This window comes from Virgibacillus sp. SK37 (assembly GCF_000725285.1).
Taxonomy (GTDB): domain Bacteria; phylum Bacillota; class Bacilli; order Bacillales; family Amphibacillaceae; genus Virgibacillus_Q.
On the sequence record NZ_CP007161.1, the window covers coordinates 2,364,013 to 2,385,966 of the forward strand.

Annotated in this window: 22 protein-coding genes; 10 read left to right on the plus strand and 12 right to left on the minus strand. The window is 36.8% G+C overall.

Annotated features, from left to right (window positions below; genetic code table 11):
- Positions 1-182: 182 nt before the first annotated feature.
- The 4 genes from X953_RS12180 to glp all read right to left on the minus strand — a co-directional run bounded on the left by X953_RS12180 (position 183) and on the right by glp (position 4,438).
- The gene (locus X953_RS12180) at positions 183-1,547 is read right to left on the minus strand and encodes a TrkH family potassium uptake protein (protein WP_040955826.1); all 1,365 of its coding nucleotides are present in this window, start codon (positions 1,545-1,547) and stop codon (positions 183-185) included.
- Between the two features lie 163 nt (positions 1,548-1,710).
- Positions 1,711-2,121, minus strand: a complete 411-nt coding sequence (locus X953_RS12185; RefSeq protein ID WP_040955827.1) for a YwpF family protein — start codon at positions 2,119-2,121, stop codon at positions 1,711-1,713.
- A gap of 15 nt (positions 2,122-2,136) precedes the next feature.
- Entirely contained in the window at positions 2,137-3,198 is a 1,062-nt protein-coding gene (moaA, locus tag X953_RS12190; RefSeq protein WP_052350121.1) for a GTP 3',8-cyclase MoaA, read from the minus strand.
- Complete coding sequence (gene glp, locus X953_RS12195) at positions 3,173-4,438, minus strand: gephyrin-like molybdotransferase Glp (protein ID WP_040955829.1); 1,266 nt, start codon at positions 4,436-4,438, stop codon at positions 3,173-3,175. Before glp ends, moaA begins: the two co-directional genes overlap by 26 nt.
- A gap of 164 nt (positions 4,439-4,602) precedes the next feature.
- On the opposite strand from glp, the gene X953_RS12200 reads away from it, so the two are divergent.
- The 9 genes from X953_RS12200 (at position 4,603) to X953_RS12240 (ending at position 10,615) form a co-directional block, all read left to right on the plus strand.
- On the plus strand, positions 4,603-4,923 hold the full coding sequence (locus tag X953_RS12200; RefSeq protein ID WP_040955830.1) for a hypothetical protein: 321 nt from the start codon (positions 4,603-4,605) through the stop codon (positions 4,921-4,923).
- A 698-nt stretch (positions 4,924-5,621) separates the two neighbouring features.
- A complete protein-coding gene (locus tag X953_RS12205; protein ID WP_019376101.1) occupies positions 5,622-5,828 on the plus strand; it encodes a DUF1657 domain-containing protein in 207 nt (68 codons plus the stop codon).
- Positions 5,829-5,906: 78 nt separating this feature from the next.
- Positions 5,907-6,368, plus strand: coding sequence for a YhcN/YlaJ family sporulation lipoprotein (locus X953_RS12210; RefSeq protein ID WP_040957098.1), 462 nt, complete (start codon positions 5,907-5,909; stop codon positions 6,366-6,368).
- A gap of 15 nt (positions 6,369-6,383) precedes the next feature.
- The gene (gene spoVAC, locus X953_RS12215; RefSeq protein WP_040955831.1) at positions 6,384-6,863 is read left to right on the plus strand and encodes a stage V sporulation protein AC; all 480 of its coding nucleotides are present in this window, start codon (positions 6,384-6,386) and stop codon (positions 6,861-6,863) included.
- Positions 6,863-7,879 (plus strand): stage V sporulation protein AD, encoded by a 1,017-nt coding sequence (gene spoVAD / locus X953_RS12220; protein WP_040955832.1) that lies wholly within the window; start codon positions 6,863-6,865, stop codon positions 7,877-7,879. The genes spoVAC and spoVAD overlap by 1 nt, the downstream gene beginning before the upstream one ends.
- Complete coding sequence (gene spoVAE / locus X953_RS12225) at positions 7,876-8,226, plus strand: stage V sporulation protein AE (protein WP_040955833.1); 351 nt, start codon at positions 7,876-7,878, stop codon at positions 8,224-8,226. Before spoVAD ends, spoVAE begins: the two co-directional genes overlap by 4 nt.
- A 3-nt stretch (positions 8,227-8,229) precedes the next feature.
- Positions 8,230-8,439, plus strand: a complete 210-nt coding sequence (locus X953_RS12230) for a DUF1657 domain-containing protein (protein WP_232217685.1) — start codon at positions 8,230-8,232, stop codon at positions 8,437-8,439.
- A gap of 16 nt (positions 8,440-8,455) precedes the next feature.
- The gene (locus X953_RS12235; protein ID WP_040955835.1) at positions 8,456-9,313 is read left to right on the plus strand and encodes a DUF421 domain-containing protein; all 858 of its coding nucleotides are present in this window, start codon (positions 8,456-8,458) and stop codon (positions 9,311-9,313) included.
- A 72-nt stretch (positions 9,314-9,385) separates the two neighbouring features.
- Entirely contained in the window at positions 9,386-10,615 is a 1,230-nt protein-coding gene (locus X953_RS12240; RefSeq protein ID WP_040955836.1) for a dicarboxylate/amino acid:cation symporter, read from the plus strand.
- A gap of 58 nt (positions 10,616-10,673) precedes the next feature.
- On the opposite strand, the gene X953_RS12245 is transcribed toward X953_RS12240, so the two are convergent.
- The 8 genes from X953_RS12245 to X953_RS12280 all read right to left on the minus strand — a co-directional run bounded on the left by X953_RS12245 (position 10,674) and on the right by X953_RS12280 (position 21,449).
- On the minus strand, positions 10,674-11,654 hold the full coding sequence (locus X953_RS12245; protein ID WP_040955837.1) for a zinc-binding dehydrogenase: 981 nt from the start codon (positions 11,652-11,654) through the stop codon (positions 10,674-10,676).
- A 14-nt stretch (positions 11,655-11,668) separates the two neighbouring features.
- Positions 11,669-12,592, minus strand: a complete 924-nt coding sequence (locus tag X953_RS12250) for an ArsA family ATPase (protein ID WP_040955838.1) — start codon at positions 12,590-12,592, stop codon at positions 11,669-11,671.
- 31 nt (positions 12,593-12,623) lie between these two features.
- Complete coding sequence (locus tag X953_RS12255) at positions 12,624-12,881, minus strand: cory-CC-star protein (RefSeq protein ID WP_040955839.1); 258 nt, start codon at positions 12,879-12,881, stop codon at positions 12,624-12,626.
- Positions 12,882-12,998: 117 nt separating this feature from the next.
- A complete protein-coding gene (locus X953_RS12260; RefSeq protein ID WP_040955840.1) occupies positions 12,999-14,747 on the minus strand; it encodes a carbon starvation protein A in 1,749 nt (582 codons plus the stop codon).
- A gap of 179 nt (positions 14,748-14,926) precedes the next feature.
- Positions 14,927-15,403 (minus strand): DUF1641 domain-containing protein, encoded by a 477-nt coding sequence (locus X953_RS12265; protein WP_040955841.1) that lies wholly within the window; start codon positions 15,401-15,403, stop codon positions 14,927-14,929.
- A complete protein-coding gene (fdhF, locus tag X953_RS12270; protein ID WP_040955842.1) occupies positions 15,396-18,338 on the minus strand; it encodes a formate dehydrogenase subunit alpha in 2,943 nt (980 codons plus the stop codon). Before fdhF ends, X953_RS12265 begins: the two co-directional genes overlap by 8 nt.
- 242 nt (positions 18,339-18,580) lie before the next feature.
- Positions 18,581-19,960, minus strand: a complete 1,380-nt coding sequence (locus tag X953_RS12275) for a Glu/Leu/Phe/Val dehydrogenase (protein WP_040955843.1) — start codon at positions 19,958-19,960, stop codon at positions 18,581-18,583.
- A 67-nt stretch (positions 19,961-20,027) separates the two neighbouring features.
- A complete protein-coding gene (locus tag X953_RS12280) occupies positions 20,028-21,449 on the minus strand; it encodes a hypothetical protein (protein WP_040955844.1) in 1,422 nt (473 codons plus the stop codon).
- A gap of 136 nt (positions 21,450-21,585) precedes the next feature.
- On the opposite strand from X953_RS12280, the gene X953_RS12285 reads away from it, so the two are divergent.
- Positions 21,586-21,936: a general stress protein gene (locus X953_RS12285; RefSeq protein ID WP_040955845.1), complete on the plus strand. Its 351-nt coding sequence runs from the start codon at positions 21,586-21,588 to the stop codon at positions 21,934-21,936.
- Positions 21,937-21,954 lie beyond the last annotated feature (18 nt).

Genomic DNA, 21,954 nt, shown 5'->3' on the forward strand with positions numbered 1-21,954 from the left:
ATCAATGGGTGCTTCCTCGGTAAAATGAATTACTCCATCCACCACAAGTTAGTTCGTAGTTTATCTATATTGCGAAACATATAATTCCAATATATATTTTAGAGCCGAATTAAAAGGCTGCCGCTAACAAGTAAATTCTTTCAAACTAAAGAGAATACTATTTAACGGCAGCCTTTATTAAATTAACCAATAATGATTTTTTCTTTAGGGAAATGGTATTTACCACTCTTTTTATTGCTTTTAAAAATAAACAGTAATGATATGATCCCGACTCTTCCGATAAACATCAGAATCATTAAAACAATTTTGCTAAAGGTAGTAATTTCACTTGTTATTCCTAATGATAATCCCACTGTTCCGAATGCAGAGGTAACTTCAAATAAAATTTGCGTTAACGAAAATGGTTCAACAATCGTTATAATAAGTACAGAGGAAAAAACCAATATAAATGCCATCATTACAACAGTTACTGCTTTAAGAAGGTCTTCTTCATATACTTCTCTCTTAAAAATTCGAATACTGTCTCCACCTCTTGAATAGGTGATAAGAAATATAACGGCCAATGCAAAAGTCGTAGTTCGGATTCCTCCACCTGCACTACTTGGAGAAGCACCAATAAACATTAACAAAGACATAAAGAGGTGGTTCTGCTCTGTTAATTGACTTACGTCCATCGTTGATAATCCACCACTTCTTGTAGTTACAGCCTGAAAAAGGGAATAGAAAAATGATTCATGCCACGTTTTACCAACAAAGAAATTATTCATATCAAACAGATAAATAAATAGAGTCCCAATTACAATAAGAATAGCAAATGTGCTTGTAGTAACCTTTGTATACAGACTAAAACGCATAAATCTCTGATTAACTGATTTGGAAAATATGTATTCTTTTACTTCAATTAAAACTGGAAATCCAATAGCTCCAAAGACTATAAGTAGTATATTAATAAACTGGACAAAATAATCATCTTTAAACGGTATTAATGACTGACCAGTGATATCAAATCCACCGTTAGAAATTGCACTAATGGTGCCAAAAAAGCCGTTTAAATAAGCCTCTTTTGCTGTCGGAAAATATTGGAGAAAATAGGTGCCCAATACGATAAATCCAATTAGTTCTATCGTCAACAATACATATACTATTTGTTTAATTAAACGGACCATTCCTTCAAAAGTATGTTGGTTTTGGTCTGTCATAATGAGACGTCTTTCCTTCAGACCGATTTTTTTCCCTAACAAAAGCCAGATAAAAGTTCCAATTGCCATTACACCAACTGCGCCTAGTTGTAGAATTAAGGCTAATATAATTATACCAGTTGTACTTAGTGTATCAGCAATCGTAATAGAGCTTAAACCGGTCACACTAAGAGCACTTACTGCTGTAAAAACCACATCTATAAAAGGTATATCCACCCCTTCTTGATAAGCGATAGGTAAAGACATGACGGCAGTAGAAAGCAAAACTGCCAAAAAGTAAAATATTAACAGTACCTGTACAGGTGTCAATTTATTCATCCAATATAAAAATGGATAACGAAGTTTCATAGCTATTCTCCTTATTCCTAACATTCGTAGTTCCTATAAATTCTCATATCATTATACCAGTAGCTTTTTTAAATTGCTTAACAATTTCTTTTTACTGTTTTTACTGTACTTTATTATAAACGAATAAATGACCCTATAAAAGGGTCATTTTCAAGGGCATATGCTAGGTTAGCTCTTTAAACTTTTTAATTAAATTTTTGCCTTCGTATCCTTGTTCAACCAATGTGACAAGCATCTCTTCAATTTTGCTTTTTTGTCTGTCTATAATTGTACCAAGAAACAATACATTCATATCAGAGCCTATTTCATTAATGCTCACAATAGAAGTAATAAAAGTTGCATAATCATTACTTTCTTTTGTAATTTTAACCTGAATCATAATTTCATCTCTTATTTCTTTCATTCGATTAAAAAATGTTAAATAAGAATGGTCCAAATATGCTTCTATAGTCCATTGATTACGATCGTCCTCACGATTAATAATCAGACCATCTTTTAACTCTATGCTATGCTTTTTAATTTCTTCGCCTTGTTGTTCAAGAATTTCCAATGATTTTAGTTTAAAGGTTTTCAATGCCTTCCCCCTCACCTATCCACCGATATACGACATCTCAATTTTTTTACGATTTGTATTTTTTTGTTCCATCCGTTCATCAGAATAGCGGTCCTTTCTTCTCCCCCAAAGAGAAGCTAATTCATTTGTGAGTTGCTCGCCTTCCAGTCCATTTCTAATCTTCTCTTTTATGTCAAATCCTTGGGAAGCGAACAAGCAAGTATAGAGCTTGCCATCTGCTGACAAACGTATTCGAGTACAAGTACTACAAAAAGAATCTGTTACCGAAGAAATAACACCAACTTCTCCTTCTCCATCTTTATATCGAAAACGAGAAGCTACTTCTCCATAATAATTTTCAGTGGCTGATTCAAGAGGAATTTCATTATTAATCTTAGAAATAATTTGTTTCTTGGAAACTACATTATCAAGATCCCAGCCATTATGGTTACCAACATCCATAAATTCAATATAACGTAAGATAATATCTTTGTCTTTAAAATACTTTGCCATAGGAATGATTTGACTTTCATTCATTCCTTTCTTGGCTACCATATTTATTTTCACTTGCAAACCTGCAGCTTTGGCTGCTTCAATCCCTTTTAAAACAGGACGTGTACCAACAGCCCTTCCGTTAATCTGCTTGAAAACCTCATCTTCTATTGCATCCAGACTTATGTTAACGCGTTGAAGTCCTGCTTCTTTTAATTTATGAGCTCGCTTTGGTAATAATATTGCATTAGTTGTTAAAGCGATATCAGTAATTCCAGGGATTTCATATAATCGAGAAATAAGCTTGTCCAAATCTTTCCGTAGCAATGGCTCTCCACCAGTTATTCTAATTTTTTCCACACCAAGTTGAGCGAATGCTTCAGCCAATTGGACTATTTCGTTAAAACTTAATAGTTCATTTTCTGGTAGAAATGCATAATCATCCCCAAATATTTCCTTTGGCATACAGTAGGTGCATCGTAAATTACATTTATCTATTACAGATATTCTAAGATCTTTTAAAGGGCGACCCAGATGATCCTGAATTGGTAAATTATTCACAGGAATCCTCCTCCTACAATCAATTGAAATCCTGTTGTCCTTCATAATTATTTAATAATAAAATTTCAACTTCATCTCCTATTTTAAACCCTCTTGTTCCGCCTGGCAACATCATAAGGCAATCGGAATATGCCAATGAAGTGACAACATTTGATTTATCTATCCCCGCTACCCTTGTAAAAACTTTTCCATCCTTATAAACCACGTAACATCTTACAAATCTGGTAAAAGGGTTGGGCTTTGGAAATTCATCTGCAAGTGTTGCTTTTATTCGTTTTAAATAGGGGGTTGTGCTAAACTGATTTGCTTGAATAACTGGTCTTAGAAACAGTTCACCACCGACATAACACGCGGATGGATTTCCGGATAAACCAAACAACAACTGATTTCCAAGGACTGCAACTGTAGTTACACTTCCTGGTCGCATTGCAATCTTGTTAAATAGTACATCTGCACCTAACTTTTCATATATCGCCGGCATAAGATCAAAATCTCCAACGGATACGCCTCCGGTTGTTACCAAATAATCTACTTCTTCAAGTGCTTTCTTAATCGTTTCATAACTCGATTCGAGTTCGTCTTCTAATTTCCCTAGATATTTTGGAGTGCCTCCTGCTCTCTCAATTTGGGAAGAGATCATATAAGCATTTGAATTTCTGATCTTGCCTGGTCTTAAATCTTCATCTACATCTAATAATTCTGTGCCTGTAGCAATAATTCCGATTACAGGCTTTCTAGCCACTTTGACGCTGCTATAACCAAAAGTTGCCAGTGAAGCAATAACACCAGGGTTGATCCAGGTTCCTTTTTCGATAAGTACCTCCCCTTTTACTACTTCTGAACCCTCTTTAATTATATTTTGTCCCTTTTCCATTTTTCTTTTTAAAGATATGTAGTTTTTTCCATCTTTTTCATACGTTTTACATATTTCAAACATAGCTACACAATCTGCACCCTCAGGAATTTGCGCACCAGTCATAATTCTAGTTGCCTGATTACTTTGTAATTTTTTTTTTGGCACTTGCCCTGCTCCTATATGTTCAACTACTTCAAATTCAATTGGTGACTCTAAAGAAGCTTCACTTGTATCGATAGACCTTAAAGCAAACCCGTCGTAGGGAGATTTATGGAATGAAGGCACATTATTAGTAGCAACAACTTGTTGTGCCAATCTTCTTTGATGACTATTTTCAATAGGTACTTCTTCCACTACCCCTATACTTGCATAATTCATTACTTTCCTAATTGCTGTTTCCACAGGGATTGGTTTGCGAATTTCGACCATGATTAAAACCTCATTTCCTGTTCTACTTCTATACCTAAAGTGTAACAAATCTCTTGGTCAATTGATAACAATTATATTTTAAAGCTCTATTTATATAAGGTTTGGTTTCAAAAACTAATGGGTACATATTTACTAAGATTAACAAACTACAGAGGGGTGTAGATATGAATGAGATCTCTTCTTATCAAATTTATCTAAATAACAAGATACCTACAAAAGACATTATCAAGATTCATCAACTTGCAGTAGAAAGTAGTTATAGTATTTACTTATATCGAGACAGAGCTATAGCGGACGCACGAAATTTACCCAAGCTTATTTCTTTCTTTTTTTTGAGTAGCAAGAAAAAAAACATTAAACTTATTATTGATGGAGAAGATGCCAAAAATTGTTATGAAGAAATTAAACAAATTCTTGATAACCATATTGAAGCTCAGTTACGAGCGGAACACAAAGTTTATAATAACCAGTCTATCGTTGTTTAATTGTTGCTTACTTCTAACTTATCGATTAAAACATCCCATTAAAACACCTTCACACCACTACGACGTGGTGTTTTTTATTTGACTGTAAAATGTTTCAGTTTTTTGCAAAAGTTCACTTTAAAGATAAACTCTAACTTGGTAGTACTGTAAACTCCCCTTCGGAAAATAATGTATGGTAAGAAAATACAGCTAGCCCCTTAATATCTTCGGCAGATACCGTCGCTCTGCAGCCGATTAATTTATTGTGCGGCGGATACTTTCGTCCTACGCTGATTAACCTATTCTCCGACAGATTACTTTGCCCTGCTGCCGATTAATTTATTTTCCGGCAGATTACTTCGCTCTGCTGCCGATTAATCTCTTCTGCGGCGGATACTTTCGTTCTACAGCTGATTAACCTATTCTCCGGCAGATTACTTTGCCCTGCTGCCAATAGTTTTGTTGTTAGTTCGCATTTTCCTCCTACTACGTAGTAAATGATGCTGGATTATTTGCATTACAACAGTTGCATGAAGTTCTTACAATTATTAAATCACTCTATTGAGTAAAGGGCTTTTTATTACATAAACTGTGATCAATAAATTCTTCATTCAAAATACTTTTATGAACAGTCATTACTGGAAGAATGTAGAAGTATATTTCCTGTTTTAAAATCCAACCTAAATAGTGTTGAAATGCATGATAAAGGAGGAAAACAAATGACTGTTGGAAGTCAAGTAAAACAAACCATTGCTGGGTTAAAAAGCGCACAAGCAAGTTTTGAACAATTTGCCTTGCAAACAGAGAATAAACAAGCAAAGCAACTTTATGAAAATGCTGCACAGCAGACGATGACAATTTTACAAAGTGTTGAGCCTAGAATTCAACAGCTTGAAAAAGAAGAACCTCAATATAAAGGTTTTTAATAAGAGAAAACAGATAATCAGGGATGTATGGGGAGGCCCATCCTCCCTTTTTAATACACGAATGGATGAGTGAATAAGATGAAAAAGGTTAAACTACTAGCAATTGTATTATTAGCTATAGCTCTATTTGCTTGCAGTAGTAATAATGCATTAGAGCCAACTAATAAAAATAATCATGTCGAGCTTACTAAAATTTCCAATAATCAAGCGATAGATCAGCATGTTTCCAACGAAGCGAAAGAAATGTTAAGCAAATATAAAGAGGTTACGAAAGTCAACGCCGTTAATACAGATAAAGAATTAATCGCCACTGTTGAGGTTAAACACCAAGCTAGACTCCAATTAAGTGAGATACGTAAAAAACTAAAAAAGAAAATAGAGAAAAACTTCCCTGACTACAAGGTAGAGCTGACAACTGATAAAAAGTTAGTCCTTGAATTGGAAAAAGTAGAAAAACAAATTGAGGAAAATACCTATACGTCTAAAGAATTAAAAAAGAAAATTAAAAAACTAATTGAACTATCTAAAGAACAAACATAGAAAGAGGGATTTGGCGTGGCAGATAAAAAGAAAAAGAATCTACCTCCTGAAGCACAGCAATATCAATCCTTTCAAGAAAAAAGAGAAGTAAAACGTCCAATTTTTAAAAATTGTATAAAAGCCTTTCTTGTAGGTGGCACGATTTGTCTTATTGGCCAAGCCATTTCTACGTTTTATATTTATTATTTTCATTTCACTGAACAAACAGCTGGTAATCCCACTGTCGCAACTCTTATTTTTATTACTATGCTTCTTACTGGCTTCGGAGTTTATGATCGTATTGGCCAATTCGCAGGCGCAGGCTCAGCTGTTCCAGTGACAGGTTTTGGTAATGCTGTAGTTGCTTCAGCTATTGAGCACCGAACAGAGGGATTTGTGCTGGGAGTTGGCAGTAATATGTTAAAACTTGCAGGACCTGTAATTGTTTACGGTGTTTTTTCGGCTTTTGTTGTAGCGCTTATTAAGACAATACTAATAAAATGGGGTGGATTATAATGCTTGTCGGCCATCAAACATGGATGTTTGAAAATAAACCAACTATTATTTCGACAGGCACAGTCGGCGGTCCTTTTGAAGCGAATGGGAGAATTGCAAATGATATTGATATCCTACACGATGATATGTGGATAAAACAGGATTCTTTTGAAAAAGCCCAACGCACCATGATGGAAGAAGCATGTCAAATTGCCTTAAAAAAAACTGACGTGGAGAAAGAACAAGTACAATTTTTCATAAGTGGGGACTTAATTAATCAGATAACTCCTTCTACATTTTCCGCTAAGACACTAGATATACCTTACTTTGGTTTATTCAGTGCCTGTGCAACTTCCATGGAAAGCTTAGCCTTGGCATCCTCTATAATTAACGCTGGCGGGGCAAATTATATACTAAGTGGGACATCCAGCCATAATGCTGCTGCTGAGAGACAATTTCGCTACCCCACAGAATATGGAGGCCAAAAACCCCCTACAGCACAGTGGACAGTGACAGGTGCAGGTTGTGCATTATTAGCAAAACAAGGAACAGGTCCTGTAGTCACCTCAGCTACTATTGGCAAGGTTATTGACATGGGAATTACCGACCCGTTTAATATGGGGGGAGCAATGGCACCGGCGGCGGTAAATACGATAGAAGCACATTTCAGAGATAGAAATATCGATCCATCCTATTATGACTTAATTATAACTGGAGATTTAGGTCATATCGGTAGAGAAGTTTCACTCGATTTATTAAATGAAAGAGGTTTAGTAATACCTAATGAACAATACGTGGATTGTGGGTTAACCATTTATCGAGAAGAGCAACCAGTATTAGCTGGAGGAAGCGGTACAGCTTGTTCAGCGGTTGTCACCTATGGGCATTTTTTAAACATGATGAAAAAAGGAGAAGTTAATAAGATGTTAGTAGTCGCCACAGGCGCGTTGCACTCACCCCTAAGTATCCAGCAAAGTGATTCCATACCATGTATCGCACATGCTGTATCGATAGAATCAGGAAGTGATATTTCATGATTTTCTTCTGGGCATTTGTTATAGGTGGTTTTATCTGTGTTATTGGTCAAATATTATTCGATGTATTTAAGTTGAATCCAGGTCAAACATTAACTATTTTAGTTATTTTAGGAGCTATATTAGATGGTTTAGGATGGTATGAACCATTAATTGATTTTGCAGGTGCCGGAGTAACTGTTCCCATTACCAGCTTTGGTAATTCTCTCGTACACGGTGCAATGGCAGAAGCTGAAAAACATGGTTTGATCGGTGTTGTGACTGGGATGTTTGAAGTCACAAGTGCTGGTATCTCGGCAGCAATTATTTTCGGAGTTATCGGGGCCATTATTTTTAAACCAAAAGGTTAGAAGGTGATCAAATTGACTGTTGGTTCACAAGTTAAAAGTTGTTATTCTTCTATAAAAAGTGTAGAAGCAGGTTTAAGTCTTTTGGCAAGTAAAACTCAAGACCTGGAAACACACAATAAATTTAGTGAAGCACAAGAAATCGTTACAACTGTAAAGGAAGAATTAAAGCAGCAAGTAACCCAACTTGCAAAACAAGAACCTCAATATAAATAAGAAAGGAAATATGGTTATGCCGGAATGGATTATAATTGCCTTTAAATCAGTCATTTTATTAATCGTGCTATTTTTTATGACAAAGTGGCTTGGCAAGAAGCAAATCTCCCAATTAAATATCTTTGAATATATTTCTGGCATTGTACTGGGAGGTATCGTCGCTATTCATACGATTGAACCAGAACGTAATATCATCTATGGATTAATTGCCATGTTTATTTGGTTTATCGTCCCTTTTGCTGTAGAGTTTATTGCACTTAAAAGTAAAAGCTTTCGAAACTTTACTCAGGGAAAAAGCACCGTTCTTATTCAAGATGGTAAAATTATGGAGGACAATTTAAAAAAGGAAGGATACTCAACAGATGACCTGCTGGAAAAGTTGAGAGACAACAATATTTTCTTGGCGTCTGATGTAGAGTTTGCCGTATTAGAGCCATCTGGCTCACTAAGTGTGCTTCCTAAGAAAGAAAATCAGCCGTTAACAGCAAAAGACTTGGGATTAAAATTGGCGCCAGAAAAAGAACCGCAGACTGTGGTGATGGATGGGAAGGTACTATTAGAGCCTTTAGCTAACCTCTCCTTAAACACAAATTGGTTGGAAACAGAATTAGACAAACTTAATGTCAGTATAGAAAATGTGTTTCTCGCCCAAGCAGATAACAACGGACAGCTTACTGTTGACCTCTATGATGATAAACTTGTCGTACCTCAACCAACAGAGACAAAATTACTTCTTGCAACTTTAAAAAAATGCCAAGCTGATTTAGAGTTGTTTGCTTTAGAAACCAATAATATACAATCAAAAGAACTATATGAAAGAAATAGTAGAAAATTGCAGCATGCAACCGAGTTAGTGCAACCCTATTTAAAATAAATTCTTTCTTCCATCCCTATCTTGTTGTAAAATAAGATATTATTATATCTAAACAAGAAAAGGATGACTCCTATGAAAGAAAAGATGAAAGCTTATCGCTTTCCGATTATTTTGCTTTTTTCCATTATAATCGGGTCTATTATTGGACTTGTTTTTGGAGAGAAAGCAATGGTAATAAAGCCACTTGGGGACTTATTTATTAACCTTTTATTTATGGTTGTTATACCATTGGTGTTCTTTACGATCTCTTCAGCAATCGCGAGCATGGATAGTATGAAGCGGCTAGGTAAAATTATGGGCTCAATGATAACTATTTTTGTTGTAACCGGAATCTTTGCCTCGGTATTTATGCTAATTGCAACTGTAATTTTCCAACCAGGTTCTGGTGTAGATATTCCGCTTGAAAATCCAGGAGAGCTAGAAGAGATGACTTTATCAGAACAATTGGTTAATACATTCACTGTTTCTGATTTTGTAGATTTATTCTCACGTCAAAACATGCTGGCTTTAATTGTGTTCTCTGTTTTGGTAGGTGTCGCTACTGGGATTACGGGTGAAAAAGGCAGATCTTTTACCGTGTTTTTGACAAGTGCATCAGAAGTATTCATGAAGTTGGTTCAACTTATTATGTATTATGCGCCGATAGGGCTTGGCGCATATTTCGCATCACTTGTTGGGGAATTTGGAGCTGATTTAATTGGTGATTATGCAAAAGCAGTAATTGTCTATTATCCTGTATCTATATTGTATTTCTCCATAGGCTTTACTCTGTATGCTTTTATTGCGGGTGGGAAGCTTGGTGTAGTCCGCTTCTGGAAAAATATTTTAGCACCTGCAGCTACTTCTCTTGGGACTGGTAGTAGTATTGCTTCTCTTCCGGTTAATTTACAGGCTGCAAGGCGAATAGGTGTCCCTAAAGATGTACGTGAAACCGTACTCCCTCTGGGTGCGACTATACATATGGACGGATCATGCCTGTCTGCTATGCTTAAAATTGCATTTGTCTTTGGCGTATTCAATATGGATTTCACGGGAATAGATACCTTTTTAACTGCAATCGGTATTTGTCTATTATCAGGAATTGTAATGAGCGGCATTCCAGGTGGAGGATTTATGGGCGAAATGATGATCATAACATTGTATGGCCTTCCTATGGAGGCCCTGCCAATCATTTCAGCTATCGGGGTTGTAGTTGATCCACCTGCAACGATGGTTAATGTGACTGGTGACACAGTATCAAGCATGCTAGTAACCAGACATCTCGAAGGAAAAGGTTGGATGGACAGCGAAGAAGCTAGTTAAATATAGAGTTTTAACAACTCTAAAGAATTATCTTAAAAGGCGGGGAAACCCCGCCTTTTTAATTAATTTTGATAGCAATCTTTCCAAATTGCTTATTCACTTTTAAATAGTCAAAAGCATCCTGAATCTCATCCAAATTATATATACTGTCAACTACTGGTTGCATAGAGAAATTCTCCATATGGTTTAATAATGCCTCTAATTCTTGGCGACTCCCCATTGTGGAACCAAATAACTGGTATTGCCCGTAGAAAAACGCACGCAGATCAAGGTCTATCGTATCTTCCGTTGTCGCCCCAAATACAACCATTCTGCCACCTTTTTTAAGTACTTCCAAAGAACGGTTAAAAGTTGCGCCTCCTACACTGTCTATAACTAAATCCACAGTTTCGTTTTTTAGCTTATTTGTCCAATCACTATCATCGGTAAGAGTTATATCAGCACCGAGCTCTTTCGCCTTTTGAAGCTTATCTTGACTGCGTGAACTTACAATTACTTTAGCACCCACGTTTTTTGCAAAAGAAATTAAATATGTTGCAACACCACTTCCGGCTCCCGGAATAAATACCGTATCCCCTTTTTTAATTTCCCCTTTGGTGAATAGAGCCCGATATCCGGTTAGTGCAGATAAAGCTAGTACACCTGCTTCATCCCAGGTAAGATGACTAGGCTTCCTTTCAACTTGTTCAACAGAAACAGCTATTTTTTCAGCAAATGTGCCGTGATCGGGCATACCTAAAATGTCAAAACCTTTGGGAGGTGCATCACTATTTCTGTCCCAGCGAAGTGCAGGATTAATTATTACTTCATCCCCTACTTGGAAGTCAGTTACTTCTCTACCGACAGAATCTATAATTCCTGCTCCATCCGAGCCAAGAATTAATGCATCCTTTTCATCACCTCGTCTATTTGGTATATATAAATCTCGTCGATTCAACCCTGCTGTACGAAGTGAAACTACTACTTCATTGTCCTGGGCTGTAGGCTCAGGCATATCCTTTATTTTTAATTCACCAAATTCATGTACAAATGCCTTCAATTTCATCTTCCTTTCTAATAAAAATTGCTAAATTCAGCTAACTCGCCTTTGCTCGTAATGTCGTGGATAAACAGTGGTATAAAAATCTTTTCCTGACGATTAAATGTTTCTTCAATTAAATCTAAATATTGTTGCTCGTGCTTTCTACGTTGTAGGAAGAAACCTCCATCTGCATGATCAGGAAGTACTTTATTTATTATCAATGTTTTCACAGGAAGCTGATATTGGTCAAGCAATCTGATTGCTTTTTCTGTTTCCATAATAGGAAGTCTTTCAGGGTTTAACACAAAAACAAAACCTGTCAGGGTATCATTCAACATAATTTCCCTTACTTTGGAAAAACGCTCTTGACGTGTTTTGAGAACTTCATAAATCGGATCTTCAATCGGTACCCCATCATTTAGTAATTGGGTATAATTCTCATTTGTTTTTTGTCTTTTTTGGAGAAGCCCTTCAATCCAAACACCCATTAATTCTGGTAAAGATAATAGACGTATCGTATGTCCAGTTGGTGCAGTGTCGAATATCAGTTTATCAAAGTTTTCGCTTTCCTCTAAAATAATTGAAATCAGTTTATCAAATAACGCTGCTTCATCTGCGCCTGGTGAGGCTTTAGCAGTATCAAGCTGCCGATGTACTTCTTCCATCATATTCGATTGGACAGTTCCTTTAATATTATCTTTTACGGTATTAATGTAATTCGTAGTTTCTCTTTCTGGATCAATTTCCAGGGCATACAACATATTATCTACTTGTGTAATATTCCCTCCAATTGTTTGACTGAATATATCCCCTAAATTATGGGCAGGGTCTGTTGATATTAATAAAGTTTTATAGCCTTTTTCTGCTGATTTCCAGGCAATAGCAGCAGCGGAGGTGGATTTTCCAACCCCACCTTTTCCCCCTACAAAAATAATTTTTTTCTTAAAATCAATCATAGTGTATCACCTTTTTCATGTTAATAGCTTGTCAGCAGCAACGGATGCCTGTTAATGGTGTCTTTTCCATACCCATTCTCAAATGCCAATCATGAAACTTCTCAATCATATATGGATATAATTCGAGTGTGTAATAATAAACTGGGTTTGGTATACCAATCATTTCTGAATATAGAAGGAGCATGAATAAATCATCTTCATCTCTTAATTCACGTGCAATTTCCTGACGATGCGGCATACTTAATACTTCATCATAAAACTGCACTAATTTTTTTAGTTGATCAAACATAAAAATGCTCCTTTACCAAATGATAGAATTTGAAACAGACTTGTATTTTAATGTACCTTCTCTATAGTGAAGCTTATGTATGAAGAGGGACCATTTCCATGATCCCTCTTTAATCCCCTACCCGTAATTTTCAGTATCGTCATCCATTGGAGTTTCTTGCTTACCTGATAATACAGAAAAAGCAGTTAAGATAATCCAAATGGCAAATACAAATATAATCGCCCCAAGAACGAATAACAGAGTATTTGAATTACTTCCAAACCAGGACCATTCAAATAATACTTGTTGGAACATAGCATACAAAGTCATAAACATAAGGAATATCATCGGAATTAATACAACAGCATAATTTCTTCCTAAACGTTTTAACCATACTGCAATTAACATTAAACTAATCCCTGCCAACAATTGATTCGCAGTCCCGAAAAGTGGCCATAATTGGTATCCCCCAGATCCAAAACCCTTCGGACCTTCTGGTAACAACACCAAAGCTGCACTGGAAACAACAGCCACGGTTGTGGCAACATGAGTTTTTGTCAAAGCAGGAACCTTGTATTCCACACCGAGTTCGGCGATAATATATCGCATAAGACGTACAGATGTGTCTAATGTTGTAGCAGCAAAACTCACCACTATGATAGAAACAATAGTTGTAGCAATATCTGGTGGAATCGCCAATCCACCTGCCAGACCTGCCGCCCCTTCTACAAATACTCCTAATCCAGCCCCATTAGCGGCAGAAAAGCTACTATATGTCGCTAAAAATTCATCCGTATTTGCAAAGAAAGTTGCTACCGCAATAATAGAAACTAAAGCTAGTATTCCTTCCCCAACCGCTCCTAGATATCCTACCATTCGAGCATCTGTTTCTTTATCCAATTGTTTTGAAGAAGTCCCAGAAGATACTAGTCCATGGAAACCGGAGATAGCTCCACACGCAATAGTTATAAACAATAATGGCAACCAGGGTGTGTCCGGATTAGCATTTGTAACCGGAGCAGTCATCTCGGGATTTGTAAACAACAAACCCAAATATAATATACCTAACCCTACAACTAGTTGGTGGGAGTTAATAAAGTCTCTTGGTTGTAGTAACTTCCAAACCGGCAAAGTGGAAGCAATATAAACATATACCATGAGAATAACAATCCAAATTAGAAATGCTGTGGATACTGCACCCAGTCCAAATAATCCAGCCCCATCTTCTCCTCCCATGTATTGCACTAAGTCGATCTGCAAAAAGCCTACTTTGCTTGCTAGGATAGCAGCTAAGTACATTGCAGCCAAAGCAAAGAGTGAGGGAACCAGCATTTTTTTATTTCGTTTGTATACCGCATGACCAATCCAGATTGCAAGAGGAATCTGGATAAATACTGGTAGAACACTAGCTGGATAAGAGATAAACAAATTGGATATTACCCAAGCAAACACAGCATTAACCATTAATACTAATATTAAAATAATAAATAAAAACAAAATTTTTGCCCGTTGACCGACAAGTCGATGTGCTAACGTTCCAACAGATTGGCCTTTATTACGGACAGAAAGAACCAAGGTACCAAAGTCATGCACTCCAGCAGCAAAAACAGTCCCTAAAATCACCCATAAGAACGCAGGTAACCATCCCCAATACACAGCAATCGCAGGTCCAAGGATTGGAGCTGCACCAGCAACTGAAGTAAAGTGATGTCCCCATAAGACAAACTTATTAGTAGGGACAAAGTCCACCCCATCTTTATACCGATGTGCTGGTGTGACATAGTTAGGATCTAAACGAAAAATCTTTTCAGCTACAAATTTTGAATAATAGCGATAACCTAATGACAATACAACAATACCTAGTAATGCAACCATAATTCCTGACATGCAAATCCCCCCCTTAATATTTTTTAGGATAGTTAGGAAGACTTATCCTATTTTACGCTATGTGGAAGCGCTATCTATTATAACCATTATATTAATTCATAATTATTCAAATTGCAACAAAATTTAATCCACAAAAAACCTGGAGTATAATTTTATACTCCAGGTTTTTGTGTGCGTATTTACAATTCTTTTCCCATACCTTTTAAGAAAGAGAGGATCATTGTAATACTTTTATTGATTTCCGGGTCTTTCAATGCCTTAATCATACCAATATAATTCATTTTTTCCTGACTGCTTGGTGGTACTTCCATGGCTTCTTTCATTCCATGATTAATTTTATCTGTAATATTACTAACTTCATTCACGTCTATTTCACCGAGTAGAAGGAATAGTTCCACTAGATTTTCTAAGGTAGCAGAGTATTGCGGCTTATTTAGTTCTTGAACCACATTTTTCGTTGCTTCTTTCCGGTGTTTTATTAAGGCACTTGCTGCATCAAGAATGCCGCTTTCATTCATTGCTGAAAGGAGACCTATTCCTTTTATACATGCCTCCTTGTTTTCACTTACTGCTTTTGTAAGTTCATCCAAGTTATTTTTCTCTACATCCTCCGCAGGAATCTCCAATCGTTTGATGTCTGAGATAGGATTAGCCATTTTGGTTCACCTTCCCCGGGAAAATATAGTCTTTCCGCTCCCATTTTCGCTCAGGCTGAACACCAATCTGGGGTTGACGATTTCCTCTTCTGTAATTATTATCCGGTAATGGACTCTTTCCTTTCTTCTCCAATACTTCCATTCTTACTGCAATTTCTTTATAAGCAGGTGTATTAGAATCCTTGTCTACGCTATTATCTGTCAAAAAGTTAACAGCAGATTTTCCACTTGCATTCAACGGTAAATATAATTCATTACCACTTACTCTATCTGTAATATGCACTCTACCGGTAGTTTCTCCTGCTTTTGATACTAATTTTACTTTTGCTCCTTCCTTAACCCCTCGTTCCTTTGCTAATTCTGGCGAGATTTCAATGAAAGAAGAAGGTAATTCTTTTACAATTCCAGACGATTTAAATGTCATGTTTCCTTCGTGAAAATGCTCAAGTACTCTTCCATTATTAACGTGTAGATCAAATTCTTGATCTGTATCATGTTTTAAATCGAAGTCCAATGGATATAATTTTGCCTTGTTATCTTCAAAAGGAAATCCCTTTGTAAATAATAACGGTGTATCCGTACCATCTTCATTTACGGGCCATTGCAGACTATTGTAGTTTTCAAGTAACTTATAATCCACACCTGCAAACAACGGTGCAAGTGAAGCTGCTTCTTTCATTATTTCAGAAGGATGACGATAATCCCAGTCATATCCCATTTCTTTCGCTATATCTTTTAAAATTACCCAATCCGGCTTGGACTCACCCACTGGATCTAAGGCTCTATATAATCGTTGGATTCGTCTTTCTGTATTAGTGAATGTTCCATCTTTTTCAAGACTTGGAACAGCAGGTAAAATCACGTCGGCATATTGGGCTGTGTGAGTCAGAAATAGATCCTGAACGACAAAGAAGTCCAATTTTTCCAATGCTTCTGTAACATAATTAATATTGGCATCTACAATACCTGTATCTTCCCCCTTAATATATAGTGCATTAAGTTTGCCTTCATGAATTGCTACCATCATTTCATGGTTATCCATTCCAGGTTCATTAGGGATTTCTGCATTCCATGCTTTTTCATAACGTGTTCTCACGTTGTCATCTGAAACCTTCTCATAACCAGGGAAGAAATTAGGCATACTTCCAAAATCACTGCAACCTTGTACATTATTATGGCCACGCAATGGAAACGCCCCTGTACCATTTCTCATATAATTTCCTGTAACTAATAATAAGTTAGATATCGCGGTACTAGTATCACTTCCAAGTTGATGCTGAGTCACGCCCATCGCCCAACAAATAGCAAGCTTATCAACACTTACAATCTGTTTTGCAATATCGATTAAATCTTCTCTTGGAATAGTGGTCATTCTTTCAGCATACTCCAACGTGAATTTGCTTAAGCTTTCTTTATAGTCTTCAAATCCATTTACCCACTTTTCTATAAAAGGCTTGTTTTCCCATCCTTGGTCAATAATATATTTAGTGACTGCCGATAGCCACACTAAATCTGTGCCACTCTTTGGTTGAAAGAAGCGATCAGCTCGTTCAGCCATCTCATGTTTTCGCAGGTCAAAAACATATAATTTTTGACCAAACAATTTGTGAGACCGTTTTATTCTGGATGCAAGGACTGGATGAGATTCAGCTGTGTTGGATCCTATGGTGATTACCATATCAGCTTCTGCAATATCGTCAATGGAACCGGAATCTCCCCCATGACCAACTGTTCTGAAAAGTCCCTTAGTAGCTGGTGACTGACAATACCTGGAACAGTTATCCACATTATTTGTCCCTATTACCTGTCTGGCAAATTTTTGCATTAAATAAGATTCTTCATTTGTTGCTTTCGAAGAGGCGATAAATCCTAAGGAATCTGCACCTTTTTCTCGTTTAATCTCATTAAATCGTTTCGCAACATAGGATAAAGCTTCCTCCCACTCTACTTCTACGAAGTGATCATCTTTTCGAATTAATGGGCGAGTAAGTCGTTCTTCGGAATTAACAAAATCCCACCCAAATTTACCTTTAATACAAGAAGAAATGCCATTTGCAGGGGAGTCCTGCTGGGGTTCCACTTTCAATATTTTTCGGTCCTTTGTCCATACATCGAAGGTACAGCCGACACCACAATATGTACAAACTGTCTTCGTTTTTTCAATTCTTTCTTCTCTCATAGATGCTTCAGTATCGGAGACTGCAAATAAAGGACCATATCCCGGTTCTGTCTTCTTTGTTAAATCGATCATGGAACGTAATAAACCTGGCTCTTGGTCTGTCATAAAGCCTGCTTCCCCCACCATAGGTTTTTCCATAAGCGCATTACAAGGACAAACAGTCACACATTGACCACAACTAACACAAGAGGATTGGTCAATAGGCACATCATTATCCCATACTACGCGCGGTTGTTCACGTTTCCAATCTATTAATAATGTTTCATTTACTTGAACATCCTGACACACTTCTACACATCGTCCACATAAAATACATTGGTCGGGGTCATATCTATAGAATGGTCCGGAGTCATCTATTTCATATGGTTTTGGTTGAAAAGGACGTGACTGTTCTTCCAATCCAAATTCAGCTACCGTATTATGAATCTCACAAGATCCATTATTATAATCACAAACAGTACAATACAATTCATGTTTTTCCAGAATTCGATCCAATGCTTCCTTTTGAGCTGATTTTGCTGTTTCAATGACCGTATTTACTTCCAACACATCATTAATGGTAGTTCCACAAGCACGAACAATCTCCCCATCAACTTTAACCATGCATGTATCACATGTTTGGATAGGTCCTAACGATTCGTTATAGCAAATTTGTGGTACAAATTCATTTGTCGAATTAATTAAATCCAATAAATTTTGGCCCGGTTCTGCCAGAAACTCCTCTCCATTAATAGTCACGACAATATGTTCTTGCAATTCTATTCCTCCCCCAAGTTAAAAAATAATAGATAAGTATATTAGTCCATTGCCCTGTTAATGACTTTTTAAAACATATTTTCAAATAATAACAAAAATATTTCGGTATAGGGCTTGTATGGCTAAAGTCGCGACGTCCTGGGGCTACGCATACTCGCCCCACCAAATTCCTCGACATTTGCAATATAACCTAAATAAAAAAAGAACATTCCGCTAAGAATGCTCTTTCTAATTTATTCTACTTAATATAATTTTCCTTGTCTAAACAATATAGTTGAAAGTCGCATAACCGAATGGATATAGCAGTTCTGTCTTAGTGGAAAAGCATCACCAAAATATTGCGGAAAAACCGTGTCAAACGTATGCTGCATTTTATCATAAAGACGTTTATACACTTCTTCCTCTGAGTAGAACTTTGTTTCTCTACCCTGCAACCATTCAAAGTAGGACACAATCACTCCACCAGCATTTGCAAGAATGTCCGGAATAATTACATTACCCTTATCACTCAAGTACGTATCTGCTTCACTTGTAATTGGTCCATTGGCACCTTCGACAATAATTGGTGCTTTTATTGCTTTCATGTTATCTTTGTGCACTTGATCCTCCATGGCAGCAAGAAACAGGACATCGACATCTAATGTTAATAACTCATCACGGTTAAGCATATCGGCTTTAATCTCTGCTTCTTTCAATTGCGCTTCCGTATTTGGTAAATCCTTGTTATTATTATTTGCAAATTTTATTAAGGCGGAAATATCCAATCCCTCGGAATTATATAGAGTGACATTCTTATCACTAACTGCCACTACTTTATTATTTAAGTGATTACATTTATAAGCCTCTAAAGCTATAATTGAACCAACATTTCCAAAACCCTGTATAGCTATCCTTAAAGATTTATCATAATTAGCAAGAGCCGTTCTCGCAAAAATATTATCCCGTTCTTCCAGCCATTTGTACTTCTCCCCAATAAAGTCGCTCATCATATAGCGAAATGTAAAATAAACGCCCCTGCCTGTTGCTTCCTTTCTGCCAAGCGAACCTCCATTTACTACACTTTTACCTGTGAAACTTCCTCTATACTTTTGCCCTGGATGGATACTCTTATACTCTCCCATCATCCAGTCCATTTCTCGTTCTCCTGTTCCAACATCAGGTGCAGGTATGTCTTTCTCTGGTCCTAAAATATGGCTAAAGTATTGAACATACTTTTTGCAAATCAGATTTAATTCCTTTACATCATAATCACGTGGATTAATAATAACTCCACCTTTACCACCTCCAAAAGGAACTTCATGGAGGGCATTTTTCAATGTCATTAATGTACTAAGATTAATGACTTCGTTTTCATTTACTGATTCATGAAAACGGATTCCCCCTTTATAGGGTCCCAACGTATTATTATGCTGAACCCTGAAGGAAGGTATTCGAACAATTTCTCCGTTCTCTAAAGGGATACGGAGAAAGGACTTATGAACATGGTTTGGCGTTGATAGAATAGAAACCAATGATCTAAAGGCCTTTTCTCTCGTCTTGTCAGTCAATTCTGGTAAAAAACTGGAATCATCAAATAATGCATCAAGAGATTCTTTAACAATTGCACTCGTTGCACTTTCCATCACTTCTTCCTCCTATCTACGTGTATGTTGCCTTATAGTGTAACAAAAGAGGAAGTCTGAAAGCAATTTAAAGCAAAAATATGGCTATTACAGTAGATGTTACCAGGCCAATAATTACAGGCAGAAAGTTTTTTCTAACTAAGTCCATTACAGAGATTCCACAGAAACCCGCAATAGCAATTAGTGATGACCAAGCTACAATTGTCCCCCCACCAGTCCAAACAGATCCCATCTGCCCAATAGCCGCAAGAGTGCCAACATCAATAGATGCATTCTGCAAAGATGCTGCTAACGCTCCTGTTAATGGTAAACCAGAGAAACCAGAGCCATCCAACCCAGTTATAATACCTATAATTAATATACTTATCCCTGCTAGAAACGCATTTTGTGGTAAAAATTCTTGTGTAGATTGCACTAAATCAAATAAAAAAGCTGGAGCATCTTTTTCCAATCCAAGGATACTTCCTGAGAAATCTGAACTACCCAAAAAGAAGAAACCTGCAACCGGAATTACTGGTCCCATCGCTTTAAAAGCGAAGACAAAACCATCTGTAATATGTGTGCTAATGTAATCCAATGCATGTTGTTTACCAAATGCTACAGTAGCAAGCAATAAAAGGATTACCGCTACTCCTCCAACAAATGCTGCCCCGTCCCCACCTTCAAATCCACTCATTCTTCCCGATAATAATTTTTCATATACCATGTAAACTACTACACCCAATAGGGCTAACGGTACAATAACGGCAAATAGCTTACTCCATTTCGTCAAATTTTTTACGTGAGATGGTTTGGTTGTTTCCTTTGGTGCCTGCATGTTTTCTAAATCAGCTTTATTTAACGGGTCTCCTTTCTTTCTAATCTCTTTTCGAATAAATAAATATGCGATGCCAATGGCAATAAACCCGGTAATGAGAGAAAGTAACAAAGCCTTATCAGCTACCATATCGATATTAATACCAGCTGCTTTTGCCGATAAACTTGGCGCCACTTGAACAATATAATCGGAAGACAGAGCCATTCCTTGCCCTGCAATAGCTATTGCCATCGCGGCGGCCATTACTGGTAAACCCGCTCTCACCGCAGCCGGTACGAGCAATGCACAGATGAGTGGTACTGCAGGGGTAGGCCAGAAAAATAATGAAATGACATAGGTTACCCCCACTAAAACAAAGTAGGATACATGGCCATTAATCATCATCTTCTGTATTGGTTGAATCATTCGTTGGTCTGCCCCTAAATCTCTTAATGAATTTAATAATGCAAGCATAAAAGTGATTATCAAAAATATACTGAACAGTTCTTGAGCAGCAACAAGATTGGCTTGAAATATTGCGATAAATCCAGAAATAATACTCCCTTTAGCTACCCATGCAACAATAAATGTTCCTAATAGTGTTGGTAAAACTACTCCCTTTCTAAAAATCATTGTAACGATAATTAGAAGAGTAAATAAACCGTATAACCAATGGGACATTGTCAGTTCCATAATTCTCTCTCCTTCGTGTAGTGGTTATATAGCCTATGCACAGGGAGGGAAGGTCGCGACAATTTATATAACTTAGAAAGTTTATATCTGAGAGAAAGGGGAATACAATTTCTAACTTCAGAAGGAGGCATTTTAAATGAAACCATATGTAAAGGAATTTACGAATGATGAAAAATTAAAAACAGCAGTATCTATTCTACAAGACAAGGGAATTGATAAGAAGGATGTATACCTGCTATCTCACGACGATGATCGGACAAAGCGTTTAGCTAGTAGTACAGATGCCAATACTATTGGTATCAAAGAAATGGACTTTGGAGATGCAGTTGGGAATTTATTTAACAAAAAAGGTGACGAATTACGCACGAAGCTACAAGAAATCGGGTTCTCTGAAGCAGAAGCCGAAAATTACGAAGAAGATATGGATGAAGGAAAAGTGTTACTAATTGTGACAAACAATGAAAATGTAGCCAGCTATCTAGACTAATAAATAAGGCAACCGGGA

Bases quoted from the DNA above. Each gene is read 5' to 3' on its own strand.
- X953_RS12275 (WP_040955843.1), bottom strand. From the start codon at position 19,960: ATGGAAAGTGCAACGAGTGCAATTGTTAAAGAATCTCTTGATGCATTA.
- X953_RS12235 (WP_040955835.1), top strand. From the start codon at position 8,456: ATGCCGGAATGGATTATAATTGCCTTTAAATCAGTCATTTTATTAATC.
- glp (WP_040955829.1), bottom strand. From the start codon at position 4,438: ATGGTCGAAATTCGCAAACCAATCCCTGTGGAAACAGCAATTAGGAAA.
- X953_RS12250 (WP_040955838.1), bottom strand. From the start codon at position 12,592: ATGATTGATTTTAAGAAAAAAATTATTTTTGTAGGGGGAAAAGGTGGG.
- X953_RS12255 (WP_040955839.1), bottom strand. From the start codon at position 12,881: ATGTTTGATCAACTAAAAAAATTAGTGCAGTTTTATGATGAAGTATTA.
- X953_RS12285 (WP_040955845.1), top strand. From the start codon at position 21,586: ATGAAACCATATGTAAAGGAATTTACGAATGATGAAAAATTAAAAACA.
- X953_RS12280 (WP_040955844.1), bottom strand. From the start codon at position 21,449: ATGGAACTGACAATGTCCCATTGGTTATACGGTTTATTTACTCTTCTA.
- spoVAE (WP_040955833.1), top strand. From the start codon at position 7,876: ATGATTTTCTTCTGGGCATTTGTTATAGGTGGTTTTATCTGTGTTATT.
- spoVAD (WP_040955832.1), top strand. From the start codon at position 6,863: ATGCTTGTCGGCCATCAAACATGGATGTTTGAAAATAAACCAACTATT.
- X953_RS12265 (WP_040955841.1), bottom strand. From the start codon at position 15,403: ATGGCTAATCCTATCTCAGACATCAAACGATTGGAGATTCCTGCGGAG.
- X953_RS12260 (WP_040955840.1), bottom strand. From the start codon at position 14,747: ATGTCAGGAATTATGGTTGCATTACTAGGTATTGTTGTATTGTCATTA.
- X953_RS12180 (WP_040955826.1), bottom strand. From the start codon at position 1,547: ATGAAACTTCGTTATCCATTTTTATATTGGATGAATAAATTGACACCT.
- X953_RS12205 (WP_019376101.1), top strand. From the start codon at position 5,622: ATGACTGTTGGAAGTCAAGTAAAACAAACCATTGCTGGGTTAAAAAGC.
- X953_RS12210 (WP_040957098.1), top strand. From the start codon at position 5,907: ATGAAAAAGGTTAAACTACTAGCAATTGTATTATTAGCTATAGCTCTA.
- moaA (WP_052350121.1), bottom strand. From the start codon at position 3,198: ATGAAGGACAACAGGATTTCAATTGATTGTAGGAGGAGGATTCCTGTG.
- X953_RS12240 (WP_040955836.1), top strand. From the start codon at position 9,386: ATGAAAGAAAAGATGAAAGCTTATCGCTTTCCGATTATTTTGCTTTTT.
- X953_RS12200 (WP_040955830.1), top strand. From the start codon at position 4,603: ATGAATGAGATCTCTTCTTATCAAATTTATCTAAATAACAAGATACCT.